Source organism: Pseudarthrobacter sp. R1, assembly GCF_024494415.1.
GTDB lineage: Bacteria > Actinomycetota > Actinomycetes > Actinomycetales > Micrococcaceae > Arthrobacter.
Window position 1 is genome coordinate 198,746 of record NZ_JAMKFI010000006.1, and the last position, 14,037, is coordinate 212,782.

General features: G+C 65.5%; 15 protein-coding genes. 12 read left to right on the forward strand and 3 right to left on the reverse strand.

Going from position 1 to position 14,037, the window contains the following annotated elements; genetic code table 11:
- The first annotated feature begins 17 nt into the window (after nucleotides 1–17).
- Genes M8J71_RS06945 through M8J71_RS06975 form a run of 7 tightly spaced genes read left to right on the forward strand, consistent with a single transcriptional unit; the run spans nucleotide 18 to nucleotide 6,604 of the window.
- Nucleotides 18–1,118, forward strand: coding sequence for a hypothetical protein (locus M8J71_RS06945; RefSeq protein WP_256247221.1), 1,101 nt, complete (start codon nucleotides 18–20; stop codon nucleotides 1,116–1,118).
- A gap of 13 nt (nucleotides 1,119–1,131) precedes the next feature.
- Nucleotides 1,132–1,944: a glycosyltransferase gene (locus tag M8J71_RS06950; protein ID WP_256247222.1), complete on the forward strand. Its 813-nt coding sequence runs from the start codon at nucleotides 1,132–1,134 to the stop codon at nucleotides 1,942–1,944.
- Complete coding sequence (locus M8J71_RS06955) at nucleotides 1,941–3,224, forward strand: lipopolysaccharide biosynthesis protein (RefSeq protein WP_256247223.1); 1,284 nt, start codon at nucleotides 1,941–1,943, stop codon at nucleotides 3,222–3,224. Before M8J71_RS06950 ends, M8J71_RS06955 begins: the two co-directional genes overlap by 4 nt.
- The gene (locus M8J71_RS06960) at nucleotides 3,221–4,999 is read left to right on the forward strand and encodes a glycosyltransferase (protein ID WP_256247224.1); all 1,779 of its coding nucleotides are present in this window, start codon (nucleotides 3,221–3,223) and stop codon (nucleotides 4,997–4,999) included. Before M8J71_RS06955 ends, M8J71_RS06960 begins: the two co-directional genes overlap by 4 nt.
- Nucleotides 4,996–5,334, forward strand: a complete 339-nt coding sequence (locus M8J71_RS06965; RefSeq protein WP_256247225.1) for a hypothetical protein — start codon at nucleotides 4,996–4,998, stop codon at nucleotides 5,332–5,334. Before M8J71_RS06960 ends, M8J71_RS06965 begins: the two co-directional genes overlap by 4 nt.
- Nucleotides 5,331–5,555 carry a hypothetical protein gene (locus M8J71_RS06970; protein ID WP_256247226.1) on the forward strand — a complete coding sequence of 75 codons (225 nt, stop codon included), beginning with the start codon at nucleotides 5,331–5,333 and terminating at the stop codon, nucleotides 5,553–5,555. The genes M8J71_RS06965 and M8J71_RS06970 overlap by 4 nt, the downstream gene beginning before the upstream one ends.
- Entirely contained in the window at nucleotides 5,552–6,604 is a 1,053-nt protein-coding gene (locus tag M8J71_RS06975; protein ID WP_256247227.1) for a hypothetical protein, read from the forward strand. The genes M8J71_RS06970 and M8J71_RS06975 overlap by 4 nt, the downstream gene beginning before the upstream one ends.
- Nucleotides 6,605–6,710: 106 nt before the next feature.
- On the opposite strand, the gene M8J71_RS06980 is transcribed toward M8J71_RS06975, so the two are convergent.
- Together M8J71_RS06980 and M8J71_RS06985 are read right to left on the reverse strand one after the other, a co-directional pair.
- Nucleotides 6,711–7,370 (reverse strand): acetyltransferase, encoded by a 660-nt coding sequence (locus M8J71_RS06980; protein WP_256247228.1) that lies wholly within the window; start codon nucleotides 7,368–7,370, stop codon nucleotides 6,711–6,713.
- Between the two features lie 243 nt (nucleotides 7,371–7,613).
- Nucleotides 7,614–10,307: a helix-turn-helix transcriptional regulator gene (locus M8J71_RS06985; RefSeq protein WP_256247229.1), complete on the reverse strand. Its 2,694-nt coding sequence runs from the start codon at nucleotides 10,305–10,307 to the stop codon at nucleotides 7,614–7,616.
- A 485-nt stretch (nucleotides 10,308–10,792) separates the two neighbouring features.
- Here M8J71_RS06985 and rpsF point away from each other — a divergent pair, with 485 nt between their 5' ends.
- The 4 genes from rpsF (at nucleotide 10,793) to rplI (ending at nucleotide 12,586) form a co-directional block, all read left to right on the forward strand.
- Nucleotides 10,793–11,098, forward strand: a complete 306-nt coding sequence (rpsF, locus tag M8J71_RS06990; RefSeq protein ID WP_015939036.1) for a 30S ribosomal protein S6 — start codon at nucleotides 10,793–10,795, stop codon at nucleotides 11,096–11,098.
- Between the two features lie 73 nt (nucleotides 11,099–11,171).
- Nucleotides 11,172–11,750, forward strand: a complete 579-nt coding sequence (locus tag M8J71_RS06995; protein WP_163165048.1) for a single-stranded DNA-binding protein — start codon at nucleotides 11,172–11,174, stop codon at nucleotides 11,748–11,750.
- A 126-nt stretch (nucleotides 11,751–11,876) separates the two neighbouring features.
- Nucleotides 11,877–12,116, forward strand: a complete 240-nt coding sequence (gene rpsR, locus M8J71_RS07000; protein WP_003800144.1) for a 30S ribosomal protein S18 — start codon at nucleotides 11,877–11,879, stop codon at nucleotides 12,114–12,116.
- Between the two features lie 17 nt (nucleotides 12,117–12,133).
- On the forward strand, nucleotides 12,134–12,586 hold the full coding sequence (gene rplI, locus M8J71_RS07005) for a 50S ribosomal protein L9 (protein ID WP_256247230.1): 453 nt from the start codon (nucleotides 12,134–12,136) through the stop codon (nucleotides 12,584–12,586).
- A gap of 67 nt (nucleotides 12,587–12,653) precedes the next feature.
- Here the strand turns inward: rplI and M8J71_RS07010 are convergent, their stop codons facing one another.
- The gene (locus M8J71_RS07010) at nucleotides 12,654–13,076 is read right to left on the reverse strand and encodes a DUF1801 domain-containing protein (RefSeq protein ID WP_256247231.1); all 423 of its coding nucleotides are present in this window, start codon (nucleotides 13,074–13,076) and stop codon (nucleotides 12,654–12,656) included.
- A gap of 59 nt (nucleotides 13,077–13,135) precedes the next feature.
- On the opposite strand from M8J71_RS07010, the gene M8J71_RS07015 reads away from it, so the two are divergent.
- Nucleotides 13,136–13,987, forward strand: a complete 852-nt coding sequence (locus M8J71_RS07015) for a PhzF family phenazine biosynthesis protein (RefSeq protein ID WP_256247232.1) — start codon at nucleotides 13,136–13,138, stop codon at nucleotides 13,985–13,987.
- Nucleotides 13,988–14,037 lie beyond the last annotated feature (50 nt).

Consider the following 14,037-nt stretch of genomic DNA (forward strand, 5'->3'; position numbering starts at 1 on the left):
CAAACAGGGGACAAACAATGCACAAGCAGACCAAGACCAACACCCAGGCACTGCACTTCGACATCCATGGCCGCATCACGCTCCGCGTCGACGCAGCGGCGCCGTCAGCGCCGCAGCTCCGAAGCATGTTGGCGTGTTTCGCTACTGACACCGAACGGCCAGCCGACATCACGGTGGATGACCAACTGGAGCCAATGCCGGATGCGGGTCTGCTTGAGCACGAGCTCGCGTACACGGAAAACAGCGTGCGCTTCCAGGCCGAGCAGCTCCAGGTCGTGAGGGACGGAAACCAGTGGCGCATCCACGGCCCTGGCGAGCTGTTGACCTCCGTGGTCCCTGTTCTGGACGCCGCCATGGTCGCGCGGGGAGCGGGCATGATCCACGCGGCAACCATGGCGTACCGGGGGCACGCGATCGCGCTTCCGGCCGCCGGGGGGACCGGTAAGACGAGCACCGCAGCGAAGCTGATGCGGCGCGAGGGGTGGTCGTTCATGGGCGATGACTGGGCCTTCCTCGCCGAGGACGCCACGTTGCTCGGGTACGCGAAGCCTATGTTCATCAAGCCGCACCACCGGAACATCTACCCGCATCTGTTTGAAGGTGTCCGGAAGCCCCTCGTCCCGCCACAGCTCTCGAAGAGCGTCGGCCGCCTCACCACGGTGGTGCATCCGTACGTCATCCGCTATCCGCGCCTGGCGGACTTCTCCCGCCGGTGGTCGCCGGAGCACCGCATGGTGGATGCTGCGAAGGCGTTTCCCGGCCGGGAAGTGACCACCACGGCCCCGCTCGCGGCGGCTATCTACATTGAGCGCTACGAAGGCTCCCGGTCCCGGATTGTCGAGCGGACAACCGATTGGATGGTGGACCGGATGATCGGCAACTTCCACATCGAGATGGCAGGCTTCTCGCAGCATGTGGTGACGGGCCTGGCCGCCACGTCCGTCGTCCCATGGCGCGAGCACTTCGCGGCAAAAGGTGTAGTGCTGAGCAAAGCCCTGGACGGGCGGCCCTGCCACCTGCTGCAGGTGCCTGCCGCGTACAGCGCGGACGAGGCGTCGGACGACATCGTCCGGTATCTCGAGGAGCTGTTGCCGTCGGTCATCGACGAGCAGATCTGAGGGGGTGGACAGAGTGGGTCCAAGCCCTTCCGAGGTCACCGCGGTGGTTCCGGCCCGCAACGCGGAGCTCATGCTCCCGCGCTGCCTGGAAGCGCTGCGCCAGTCCGGCGTCGCCGAGATCATCCTGGTGGACGGAGGCTCTACGGACCGCACTGTTGAAATCGCCGTCGCGGCCGGCGCCCGGATCCTGAGTGACGAGGGCCGTGGCCTCCCGTGGGCCCGAACGCTCGGTGTGCAGAACAGCAGCACCCCCTGGGTCCTGCTCGTTGACTCCGACGTCGTGTTCGGGCCAACAGGGGTCTCGGACCTGCTCACGGAGCTGGTCGAAGGCGGCTACGACGCACTCCAGGCCGGCCTGGAGAGTGTCGCCGGGCCCGGCTACTGGGGGCAGGCGCTGGCACATCACCACCGCACCGGCCGCAGCCGCAACTGGTTCGGGCTCGTGGCGACGATCGTTGACCGCGAGCTGATGCTGGGTGTGGGTTTCGACGATAAGTTCAAGTCGGGGGAGGACATAGAGCTGCGCTGGCGGATGCGGCAGTCAGGGCTCCGAACGGCGGTGTCACAGCGGGTCGTGGTCGAGCACCGTTTCGCCGCTGACGACTTCGACTTTGCGCTCGACCAGTTCCTTATGGACGGAACGGGTCTGGGACGGATGATCCGCAAGCACGGCTGGCGGGGTGCGAGGTTGGCGCTGCTGCCCGCCGCCGCGGCAGTCCGGGGCAGCGCCCTTAGCCTCGCCTCGGGCCAACCCCGGTGGCTGCGCTACTACCTCGCCTTCTGCTGGTACAACTATGCGGGCCTGAGGAAAGGTCTCGCGTCATGAGTGCCGATGTTGGGACCGCTGTCACTGACCCTTTGACTGTCCGGCACTCTGCCTTGCGGAGCTCGCTCGGCCTCATCGTTGGCAAGGGCGCCCAGATTGGCTGGGGTTTTGCCTTCTGGGTGGTGGCGGCGCGTGCGACGTCAGACCGTGAGGTCGGGCTCACCATGGCCGCAGTTGCGGCAGTGATGATCTGCACGCAGCTCGCGGTGCTGGGTGCCGGGTCGGCCGTAATTGTTGCCGTGGGTCGGGGAGAGCCGCCCGCGCGGGTGCTGGATGCGGCGTTTGCCATCGTGGGGGTGGCCGGCACCGTGCTGGCCGTCGGTTACCTCGTGCTGCAGTCGGCTGTGGCGCCGGACACGGCGTCGGCATCGGTTCTCTTCTGGCTTACGTTCCTTGCGGCTGCCGTCACCGGCACCCTGGTGATCGTGCTGGACCAGGCGCTGGTCGCGTTGGGCCGCGGTGCCAGTGCGAGCTTGAGGTACGCGTTGGGCGGCGGGGTTTCACTCGGGGCGGCAGCGCTCGTGGCCTGGCAGGCTCACGGCGCCTCCGCCGATGTGGTGATGGCCTGCTGGACCCTAGGGAATACGGTGGCGTGCGTCGTCGGTGTGGTCCAGCTGCGAAGACTGATTGGCTACCGGCCGCGACCATCCCTGCGCTCGGCCCGCGGCCGTCCACTGCTGGCGGTGGGTATTCCATACCAGCTGCTCACCCTCACGGAGCGCGCCCCCGGGCTGGTGCTGCCGCTCCTGCTCGCCCACACGGTGGCACCGGAGACCGCTGCCTACTGGTATCCCGCCTGGATGATGGCCTGGGCCGCCTACTCCGCGCCGATGCTGATGGGCATCGTCCAGTTTTCCGAAGGTGTCCGCGACCCGCGCCGCCTGGTGTCGACAACCTGGGCGAGTCTCCGGTGGTCGCTTGCCGTGGGGGGCCTGGCCGCAGTCGTCCTCGTCCTCCTCGCTCACCCGCTGCTTAGTCTGCTGGGCGAGCGGTACGCCGACGCATCCGCTGACGCGCTGCGGTGGTTGGCGGCCGGACTGGTGCCGTACGCGGTGCTGCAGGCCTACAACGCCGTGTGCCGGGCTCTCGGCCGGTACACGGAGCCGATCGTGGTTGGCGTGACGATCGGCGTCGCCCTCTGCGTTTCAGCGCTGTTGGTCGCCGAAACGGGCCCAGGTGCCATGGCCCTTGCGTGGCTGGTGGTGCTGTCCGTTGGGGCAGTTGGGGTCGGCCTACGCTTAGTCGCCGTTCTTCGGCGCATCACGAAGGAGTCAAGATGACCACCACAATTGATGCACCCAGCCGCATCCAGGCACACTGGAAGCCCCGTGACGTGTGGTGCGCACTCGCGGGAGTAGTGTCACTGGTGCTTACCGTATGGGCGGCATCCACGGTGGCACTGCCCGTGAACAGCGATTTGGGGCTCGTCGCCGTCCTGCCCTACCCGTTCTGGGTGGGGCTTCTGGTCCTGAACGTCGCCTTTGTCGTGGCGCTGCGCGGAGATGCCGCCGGCCCGGCAAGCCGCCCGGTCATGTTGTGGCTGGTTGTGGTGCTGGTGCTCGTCCTCTTTGGGACCGCATCCTTCGTAACGGACGTACCGCGGGGTGAGGTCGCGTTCCGCCATCTGGGCATTGCGGACGCACTCACGCGCACCGAGGGGGTCAACCCGGACATCGATGCCTACTTCAACTGGCCGGGTTTCTTCGCCCTCCTGGCGACGGTGCTTAAGGCGACCGGCCTGGACCCGGTGACTGTTGCCCTATGGGCGCCGGTGATCAACATGGGATTGTGGCTCGCTGCCCTGAGTGTCCTGACGGGCTACCTGACGCGCGATGCGCGGCGGCGGTGGTTGGTGCTCTGGATCTTTTGCCTCGGCAACTGGCAGGACCAGGACTACTTGTCTCCCCAGGCCTTTGGCTTCTTCCTGTACCTCGTTGTGATCGCGCTGGTCCTCGGCCCGTTGGCCGCGCGGACCCCTAAGTTCCTCGGCTTCGGACGTGCCGACCTGGTGGAGTGGTGGCGGGGGCGGTCGCCCGCCGAGCACCGGCCGCGGCACCGGGTAACCGCCCTCGCGGTGACCTTCCTGCTGATCACGGTCATCTCTGCCAGCCATCAACTGACGCCGTTCCTGCTGCTCATTACGGTCACCGCCCTCACCTTGAGCGGACGTGTCTGGCCCAGCCGGCTGCCCCTGATCATCGGGGTGGTGCTGGCGCTTTGGCTCGTCTACCCCGCCAGCGCATACCTCGCCGGGAACCCACCCCTGGCGGAAGGAGGGCTGCTGGCCGCGATCGACGCAAACGTCGTGGACCGCGTAAGCGGAACTGCGGGCCACGTGCTCGTGGTACAGATCCGGGTCCTTCTCACCCTCGTGCTATGGGCGCTCGCCACAGCAGGGGCCGTGCGCGACTGGCGCAGGGGACGCCTCGACATCCGGGTGGTCCTCCTCGCCCTCACCCCGCTGCTGCTCTTCCCTGTGCAGGTGTACGGCGGGGAGATGCTCATCCGCGTCTCGCTGTTCGCGCTGCCCTTCATCGCCCTGCAGGCGTGCTCGGTCCTGCTCCCCGCGGACGGCAGCACACGCCCCTCCTCCCGGGCGGCGGGTGGCCTTGTGCTCACGTGCCTCCTGTTGGCCGGGATGACCGTGACAGGCAGGTTCGGGAACGCGCAGTATGACGTCTTCACCGACAATGAGATCGCCGCCGTCGCCGCTGCACAGCGCCTCGCGCCCCCCGGTTCGATGATGATCTCGGCGTCCACCCCGACGCCGTGGCGCAGCGAGGCATACCTCGAACACCGGTACCGGACGATCGACTTCATGTGCAAGTCCGACTTGTCGACTCCGACGTGCGGACCGCTCGTCTACGAAGCCGCCAAGGACAACGCTGCCGGTGCCGTCGTGTTGCTCACGCGCTCGTCGGAAGCGAGCCTCGTAGTCCGGGGCGTCAGCAACGAGGGTAGTTTCGATGAACTGGAAGCGTGGTTGACCGCGCAGGAAGGTGTGGAGCTCGTGTTCAGCAACGTAGACGCACGCGTTTACCGGGTGACGCCATGATCGCCGCCATCAACCGGCCCACCGCGGTACTCGGTGTCGCAGCCGTCGTGCTGTCGCTGGTGACGCTCATCGGGCTCCCGACACCGCTGCAGGCGGTCGCCGCGATAGCCGTCCTCATCCTGCTGCCAGGGCAGGCACTGGCCCGACTCACGCCGGTTACCGACTTCGCGCTCACCGCGTTGCTGGTCCTGGCGCTTGGCCTCGCCGCCCTCACGGCGGTGTCCACCGCGATGTTCTACCTTGCTGTGTGGTCGTGGCAGGCATGCGTTGTCGCGATGGGCGTCATCACCATCCTCGCGTGCGTAGCACGCGCACGCCAGGAGGCCGTGTCATGATCGATCTGTCGGTAATAGTCGGGACGGCCGCGCTGGTCGTCACCCTCGCCCTGCTCGTTACCCTCGTCGGGCTTGAGGTCAGACGCGTTGGACCGGAAGCCGGGCAGCCCACAGCACGTCCGACGCTAGTCGGGAGGACAGTGAGCCGCAGGGCCGTAGCCGTCATGTGGATAGTGTCCCTGCTCTTCTTCCTGCCACGCGTGTTGGAACTGCTCGCGTGAGCCGCCCGGCACGCTGGTGGCTCCTCAGCGACCTGCACCTGGGTATGTCCGACGACGACCCCCGGCGCCCCGGCACCGTGCTGCCCGATTTCCTGCGCCGCGAGGTGCTCGCAGCCTCCGGCATGCAGCAGCACGTCGTCTTTGTAGGTGACACGTTCGAGCTTGCGGGGTTCGACGAGGCCGGGAGCCTGGCCCGGCTCGAGTCCATCCTGGTCCGACATCCGGACACGTTCCGGGTGCTGGAGGCATGTGCCGCACACGGAGTGCAGCTGCACTTCGTGTGCGGCAACCACGACGTGGAGCTTGCCCGGCCGGCGGTTGCCGCACGTCTGTCGGCACTCCTATCGCCCGCCGAGACGACGCGGGTAAGGGTGCACCCGTGGTTCCTGCACGTGCCCCACGTACTCGTGGCGGAGCACGGGCACCAGCACCACGCGCTGCACCGCATTCCCGAAGTGCTCCGCGCGGCAGTCAACGGCACTGACGAACTGGACCTGCCACCGCTCGCAGCCTGGCATGCACATCCGTCGAGGTCGCGCCTGAGCCGCGCCGGGGCCGTTGCCCGGGCCTGCCTGGCGTCCGAGCGGGCGGAACGCCGCATCCGGGAGCCCGGGTACGGCGAGCTGCTGCAGACCGAATCACTGCGGCTCGCGCTCGATGAAGTGGCCGTTCGGGACCTGGCACGCCTGTCCAGGTTCCGGACGGTGTCGGCGCTCCCGCGCACCGCCACCCGCATGGTCCTTGCGGCCGCGGGACGAAGTACCGCCGGGGAGAAGGCTCCTGCTGCGGCGGGCCGGTTCGTACGTACCCTTGAAACGCACGGGTCCGGGGTGGCATGGTACGTCTCGGCCCACACGCACCGTGCCCTTGAGTCGACGCTCGAGGGTGGCTCCGCCCGGTATATCAACACCGGTACCTGGAGTTCTGACGTCCGCGGCCGAGGACCGGACCAGTCGGACAGGCGGGTGTTCCCGTACGCCGTGGTCGATGTCGCCGCCGACGGCGCCACCAGCGGCGGTCTGCGGTTCTGGCGTCCGGACGGCAGCTGAGCCGGCACCGGGGCCAGCGCACGGGCGGGGCGGGCGGACTTTTCGCGCGCCTAGAGAAATGCCGACGTGCGCCAGAGCCTGTCGCCTGAAGTGCGCAGTGGCGCGCTCACCGTCCGTTACCGAACCCGAACGCGTCCCGGTCGATTTCATGGGCAGGGACGCCTGCCCAGGTCTCGCCGTCGGGCACGTTGCTGAGGACGGCGGCACCCATGCCGACGGTGGCGTAGGCTCCCACCGATGTCCGTTCCCTGACGCTGGAATTCATCCCGAGGTAGGCCGCCCGCCCGATCCGTACCCCGCCGCCCAGCGAGACGCCGGCGGCGAACGTGGCGAAGTCCGCCACGTCGTCGTCGTGCGTGAAGGTCACCGAGGGCATGGCCACCACATGGGATCCCAGGGTGACCGACGCTGTCAGGGTAACGTTCCGCAGCAGGATGCTGCCGCGGCCGATCCTGCACCCCTCGGGTGGCTGCACGGAGGGGTCGACTGCCGTGGCGTAGCGGGTCTCGTGCAGGCCCATGGCTGTCAGGCGCTCCACCACGGCCTCCCTCGATTTTCCGGAACTGATGCATACGAGCACAAACGCGTGCGTGTACTTGCGGGCATCGTCGATGGTCCCCAGGACCGGCGCGCCGTCCACCGTAACCCCCGCCATCTCCTTGTCGTCATCGAGCAGGCCCACGACGTCGTATTGGCCGCTGCTGCGCACCATCGCCAGGACCTCGCGGGCAAGGCCGCTCGCGGTGATAAGGATGAGCTCGCTCACGCCCGGGCACCGGCGGACCAACCAAAGGCTGCGCAGTGCGACCGGGCAACTGGTACCCCTGCCATGATTACCCCTTCCCGCTGTGACCGCTCATTGTGCTGTGACGCTGATACAAAAATAGTCCCCCGAAGCCGGCTATAGCGGGGAAAGACAGGGCCTCTGTGGGTACCTGAAGGGAACAGTGTGGAAACTGCGGGTACCTGCAATGGCGCGCTTTTTGCCTGGTCTTCGGCGCGGGCTTGCCTAAAGCACGGGCAGGACGTAGGGCTCCCGGGACGCGGCTTCCTTACCTGCTGCCAGTGCCGTCAGCTGGGCACGTGATTCCACACCCAGCTTGCGGTAGATCGCCGTGAGGCGCACTTCCACGGTCCGGACGGACACGTAGAGCGTGGCTGCGATTTCCTTGTTCCGCATGCCTCTCGCCACCATTTTTGCCAGTGCCTGTTCGTGGTCTGCGAGCATCAGCATGGCGGGGTTGCCAGGGACGCGGACGGGTTCCACCCGCTCGTCCAGCAGCAGGGAATCCACGTGCTGGGTCCAGGCATCGGCCCCGGCTTCGTCGAACAGCACTTTCGCCCGCAGCAGCCCTTCCCGGGCTTCGCGCAGCCGGCCAAATGCACCCAGCCGCTCCGCAAAGCAGAGCGTTGTCCGGGCCCGCTCCAGCAGGGACTCGCGGCCGATCCTGCCCTCCAGCGCCTGGCGGAACAACTGCAGGGACTGTTCGCCGTCGGCCAGCATCGCGCGACTGCGGGCAATAGCGGACATGAGCCATGGTGAGCGCAGGCCCACGGAACGGCCTTCAAGGCGGAAGAGCACTTCCGTCGCTTCCCTGTGCCGACCCAGCCGGACCAGGACCTCCACCAGGTCCGCCTCGCATCGCAGCAGGGCGGGGTTTCGGAAGGCCAGGCCGATCTCAGCAGCCCGGGACAACTGCGCGAATGACTCCGCGAGGTTGCCGCGCATGAGGGCAAAATGGCCCTGGCAGGCGGCCAGCTGGGCGGTCATGGCGGGGTGGCTTTCGGCGCCAAAGGAATGCTGCGCCTCGGTCACATAGACACGTGCCAACGCCTCGTCACCCAAAGCGTGTGCCCGCCATACCCGGAAGATGTGCCGCATCCCGCGATGGTATTTTGTCTCCGGTTCAGAGTTTTCCAGGTCTTCGATGAGCTTGATGGCCGTTCGGACATTGCCGGCGCGGATCTCGTTGTCCACCGCAAGGAAGTTCGCCGTTTCCCGCCAGTTGATGTTGCCCGCCGCAACGGAGTTCCGGACCATGGTGAACGCCTCCTGGGCGAGTTCATGGTGTTCGGCATAGCTCAGGGAGCGGCCCTGGACCACGAGCGCCGGCACCATGTCACGGTGGCCGGCCACATGCTTACGGCCGGCCTGTTCTGTGGTGCCGCCGATTACCTCGATCAGCTGCTTGGCACGCCCCACAACTGCAAGGCAGTCCGCGGACGCGGAATCCCTGAACTTCTCGATGTATTGCAGCAGGCTGACTGCGTCCGCCAGCTCCCAGCGCTCGGCATAGTAGAGGGAACCCATGGCCAGCAGGTTCGAGGCGAATACGGGATCGTGCTGGCCGAATTCCCTGACCAGGCGCAACACCATGCTGGAGCGCACCGCTGCCCCTTGGATGAACTGGATCTCGAAGGCAAGTCCGGTCAGGCGAAGGGTCAGGGCAGGGTTGCTCGTCACCCGTTGTGCCCAGGCCAGGTAGCGCTTGGCATAGACAAACTCGGCCCTGTTGAACAGAAGTTCGGCCACAGCAGTAAGGCGGGCGGCAGTCTCGGGCTCCCAAGGGTTGATGGTAAGGGCACGTTCGATGTATTCGACGGCGAAGGCGATTTCCCCGCTGCGGATAAGATCGACGGCGAACCCGAGGAGACCGAACGGCGTCTGCCGCTCCAACGCGGTAAAGCTCAGGTGCCACCGCCGGGCATAGGGATCAGTGGGGTCGGCGGCTTCGGCCAAGGCACGGTGGTTGGCCGTCCGGACTGCCGGTGTCATGGCCGCGAAGACGTAGCCGCGGAGCAGCTGGTCCTGGATCTGAAGGTGCGCGCCGGTCCTGCTGACCATGCCGGTGGCCAGGAGTTCGTCCGTCCCGGGCCACAGCTGGCTGTACACCTTTTCCAAAGTCGCGATGTCGCTCCGGCAGGACAACGAGAGGAGGTCCAGGACGTGGCGTGCATCCTGGCTCAGCCCACCAACGGTCGCGGCGAACTCGGATTCGAAACTGCCCTTGCAGGGCAAAGGCACCGGAAGGGCATATTTCCCTTCGGCCTGCCGTTCAAGCAGGCAGGTGTAGAGCTCGACGGCGGCGAGCGGGTTGCCCCGGGTTGCGGCCGCAACCACATGGACGGCCGCCGTCGCTGCCTGCCGAGCCGGTATTGACTCGAGCATCCGTACGGTGTCGTTGTAGCTCAGCGGCCTAAGTAGAAGGGCCGGCAGGCTTGCGAACATGCTGTCAGGGGTTTCTTCGCGCACGCTGATGAACAGCGCCATATCGGTTCGGGAAAGGCGGCGCGCCAGGAATCCGATCACCGCTTGGCTGCTGGGGTCCAGCCGGTCAGCGTCGTCCACGACAATTACCGTGCGGGAGGACGAGCGCTGGTGCAGTGCGTTGAGGAGCATGCTGGAGACCATGGGAACGTCCATGACGCCGGTGGTATCGCGGAGCAACTCGTCCGCAAAGCGGTTGAGGACGGGATCGTCGATTCCGTCCAGGAGCGCTGTAAGACCGGAGAGCGGCCAGTCGTATTCTGATGCGCTTGCCCGCAGGAAGACAGTCCTGTAGTCGGAAAGCCTGGGAATCTCGGACAGCAGGGAGGATTTTCCTACACCTCGCTGGCCGACGACCCTCAGTGCGGATTCATTGGGCCCCCGGATCACGGCAAGGATCCGGTCCAGCTCCTTGCTTCGGCCTATCAACGACATGTGGTCCCCATCCATCGAAGAAGGAGACCTGTATTCCTTTGTACTGCCCACATCCGCCCATTTGGGCCGCCAGCCGAATGCACGTCCAGCGGACCAACTGCCTGTCCGCTTGTCGCGTCCAGCACGGTACCCAGCCGATGGTTGCCAATATAACCCTGATCCATAACCCGCACCAGAGAGATCCGGGCCTTCAAGTACTCATATTTGGTGACGCCCATGCTGGGTTGGGATGGCCGCCCCGGATCCGGATACCGGCCCAAGCGGCAAGTTTTCCACATAGGCGCATCAGCGCTTTCCGTGCCGCTGCCGGCCGCTAAGCTTGGAGTCAAGCGCGAATCGCCTATCCGGTCCAAATGCACTAAGATAGTGAAGTCTGTGCTGCGTCCTGCCTCCGTTCCGGCGGCGGGGCATTGCATGGCATCGCAAATGAACCTCCTGTTACGGAAATGCCGTAACCGCTTAGCCCAAAGGAGGTGGGTTCACATATGCGTCCTTACGAATTGATGGTAATCATCGACCCCGAGGTCGAAGAGCGTACCGTTGAGCCGTCGCTTCAGAAGTTCCTGAACGTCATCACCAACGATGGTGGAACCATCGAAAAGGTTGACATCTGGGGCCGTCGCCGGCTGGCTTACGACATCAAGAAGAAGTCCGAGGGTATCTACGCCGTGGTGAACTTCACCGCCAAGCCGGAAACCGCCAAGGAACTTGACCGCCAGCTGTCTCTTAACGAGACCATCATGCGCACCAAGATCACCCGCCCCGAAGAGCAGAAGGTTGTTGCTGAGTAATTTCAGCCCAATTTTCATTCTTTACCCCGCAGGAAACGCACTCTTCACCCAGGATCGAACAAGGAGGCAGTAGATGGCAGGCGAGACCACCATTACGGTCATCGGTAATCTCACCAATGACCCGGAATTGCGGTTCACACCGTCCGGTTCGGCAGTAGCGAACTTCACCATCGCTTCCACCCCCCGCACCTTTGACCGCCAGTCCAACGAGTGGAAGGACGGGGAAACCCTGTTCCTCCGCGCCGCTGTCTGGCGTGAAGCGGCCGAGAACGTCGCCGAGTCCCTCACCAAGGGCATGCGCGTGATTGTTACCGGGCGCCTGAAGAGCCGTTCCTACGAAACCAAAGAAGGCGAAAAGCGCACCGTTATCGAGCTCGAGGTCGATGAAATCGGCCCGAGCCTGCGCTACGCCAATGCCAAGGTCAACCGCACCCAGCGCTCCGGCGCTGGGGGTGCTCAGGGTGGCTTCGGCGGCGGCAACAGCGGCGGTGGCTTCGGAGGCGGCGCTCCTGGTGGGAACCAGGGCGGCAACTCCGGTGGAGGCTGGGGCGGCGGCAACCAGCAGGCTGCACAGGATGATCCTTGGGCAACGCCCGGTGTCTCCAATGCAGGTGGCTGGGGCAACGGCCCCGATTCCGAACCTCCCTTCTAACAACCAATTAAGGCCCGACGACGGGACCACCGGAACTGCCGGAAGGCACCAAGGTGATTGCCGCCGTCGGACCACCACCATCCCGTGGATCAATATCCACGGGCTCCCTAGAATAGGAGCTCCACGATGGCTAAGGCTGAACTCCGTAAGCCCAAACCAAAGTCCAACCCCTTGAAGGCCGCTGACATCACTGTCATCGACTACAAGGACGTAGCATTGCTGCGCAAGTTCATCTCCGACCGCGGAAAGATCCGCGCCCGTCGCGTCACTGGCGTCACGGTGCAGGAACAGCGCAAGATCGCACAGGCAATCAAGAACGCCCGCGAAGTTGCCCTGCTGCCTTACTCCGGCGCTGGCCGCGGCTAAGGAAGGGATTAACTAACATGGCAAAGCTCATTCTGACCCACGAAGTAACCGGTCTCGGTGCTGCTGGCGATGTTGTAGAGGTCAAGGACGGTTACGCACGTAACTACCTGCTCCCCCGCAACTTCGCCCTGACCTGGTCGAAGGGTGGCGAGAAGCAGGTTGAGTCCATCAAGGCTGCCCGCGCCGCCCGCGAGCACGCTTCCCTGGAAGATGCTCAGAAGCAGGCCGCTGCACTCTCCGCCAAGCCGGTCAAGCTCGTTGTCAAGGCTGGCGAGACCGGACGCCTGTTCGGCACCGTCAAGCAGGCCGACGTGGCTGACGCTGTTGAGGCCGCTGGCCTTGGCCGCATCGACAAGCGCAAGGTTGAACTGCCGGCACACATCAAGTCGGTTGGTTCCTACCAGGCCAACATCCGTCTGCACGACGACGTTGCTGCTGTCATCGAACTCGACGTAGTGGCAGGTAAGTAGTCTCCTGACTGCGCAAGGACCCCCGTCGCCGGATTCCGGTGGCGGGGGTCTTTTCGTGCCCTCCCGCTTACGGGCTGTGAAGCTCCGCCATCACGTGGTGGTAACCGGTCCGCACCATCTCGGCGAGCACGTCGCGGTCGACGTCCTGCAGCTTGCTGATGTAGAGGCAGGACACCCCCGTCTTGTGCCTGCCCAGGGCCGGGAGCAGCCGCTCGGCGTCCGGGCCGTAGGTAAGTCCGTAAAAGGCGAGGTTGGTTTTGCGCGGAGAAAAGCCCACGGCAGCGGCATCGCCTTCCCGTCCACTGGCGTACCGGTAGTGGTAACTGCCGAACCCAATGATGCCTGTCCCCCACATCACCGCTTCCTGCCCGGTGATGCTGGCCATGAGTTCGAGTAGCTCGAAGCTGTCGGCACGGCGGCCAGGGTGCTCCACCGACGCCAGGAACTCATCTACGGGCACCGTGGTGGGCTGGGTCTTGTTCTCTGCCATGGTCGTAGTGTCGCAGACCCGGCCGTCCGCCTGCCAGCAGCCGGTGATAATCTGCACCGGTGAGCTCACCATCCCCGCGCAGCCGGCCCTTCCACCAGGTTGATGTCTTCTCCAGCGAGCCCTACCGCGGCAACCCCCTCGCCGTCGTCGATGAGGCCGAGGGACTGTCCGCGAAACAGATGCAGCAGTTCGCCAACTGGACCAACCTCTCCGAGACGACGTTCCTGCTGCCTCCCACAGATCCCCGCGCCGACTACCGTGTGCGGATATTCACGGGCAGCGAGGAGTTTCCATTCGCCGGGCATCCGACACTTGGTTCGGCCCACACGTGGCTGGAGTCCGGGGGCGTGCCAAAGTCGGCCGGCTTTGTGGTGCAGGAGTGCGGTGCCGGTTTGGTCAGGGTGAAGCACGACGCCGGCCGGCTGGCCTTCGCGGCCCCGCCGCTCACCCGCTTCGGCCCGGTGGAGGACACCCTTCGGCGGCAGCTGGCAGCATGCCTGCGGCTTCCCGAAGCCGGGATCCTTGATGCGTCGTGGCTGGTTAGCGGTCCGGAATGGATCGGCGTGCTGCTCGAATCGGCGGAGCAGGTGCTGGCCGTCCAGCCCGATTTCGCCGCGATGGGTGCGTTGAAGGTGGGAATCGCGGGTGCCCACAAACCCGGAGCCGATGCCGACTTTGAGGTGCGGACTTTCCTCCCCGGTGATGCCATCACGGAGGACCCCGTTACCGGCAGTTTTAACGCCGGAGTGGCGCAGTGGCTGATGAGCAGCAACAGGGCCCCGGACGAGTACGTGGCCGCGCAGGGGACTGTCCTCGGGCGGGCCGGGCGCCTTCACATCAAGGCTGAAGACGCCGACATTTGGGTGGGCGGACATTCAACCACCTGCATTCGGGGATCAGTGTTGCTGTAGAACCGGGATGCGGGAATACCTGGAGAGCTTTCCCCGTTCAGAAGATAGAT

Coding starts and splice junctions, on each gene's coding strand:
- M8J71_RS06945 (WP_256247221.1), top strand. CDS start 18: ATGCACAAGCAGACCAAGACCAACACCCAGGCACTGCACTTCGACATC.
- M8J71_RS06955 (WP_256247223.1), top strand. CDS start 1,941: ATGAGTGCCGATGTTGGGACCGCTGTCACTGACCCTTTGACTGTCCGG.
- M8J71_RS06960 (WP_256247224.1), top strand. CDS start 3,221: ATGACCACCACAATTGATGCACCCAGCCGCATCCAGGCACACTGGAAG.
- M8J71_RS06965 (WP_256247225.1), top strand. CDS start 4,996: ATGATCGCCGCCATCAACCGGCCCACCGCGGTACTCGGTGTCGCAGCC.
- M8J71_RS06970 (WP_256247226.1), top strand. CDS start 5,331: ATGATCGATCTGTCGGTAATAGTCGGGACGGCCGCGCTGGTCGTCACC.
- M8J71_RS06985 (WP_256247229.1), bottom strand. CDS start 10,307: ATGTCGTTGATAGGCCGAAGCAAGGAGCTGGACCGGATCCTTGCCGTG.
- rpsF (WP_015939036.1), top strand. CDS start 10,793: ATGCGTCCTTACGAATTGATGGTAATCATCGACCCCGAGGTCGAAGAG.
- M8J71_RS06995 (WP_163165048.1), top strand. CDS start 11,172: ATGGCAGGCGAGACCACCATTACGGTCATCGGTAATCTCACCAATGAC.
- rpsR (WP_003800144.1), top strand. CDS start 11,877: ATGGCTAAGGCTGAACTCCGTAAGCCCAAACCAAAGTCCAACCCCTTG.
- rplI (WP_256247230.1), top strand. CDS start 12,134: ATGGCAAAGCTCATTCTGACCCACGAAGTAACCGGTCTCGGTGCTGCT.
- M8J71_RS07010 (WP_256247231.1), bottom strand. CDS start 13,076: ATGGCAGAGAACAAGACCCAGCCCACCACGGTGCCCGTAGATGAGTTC.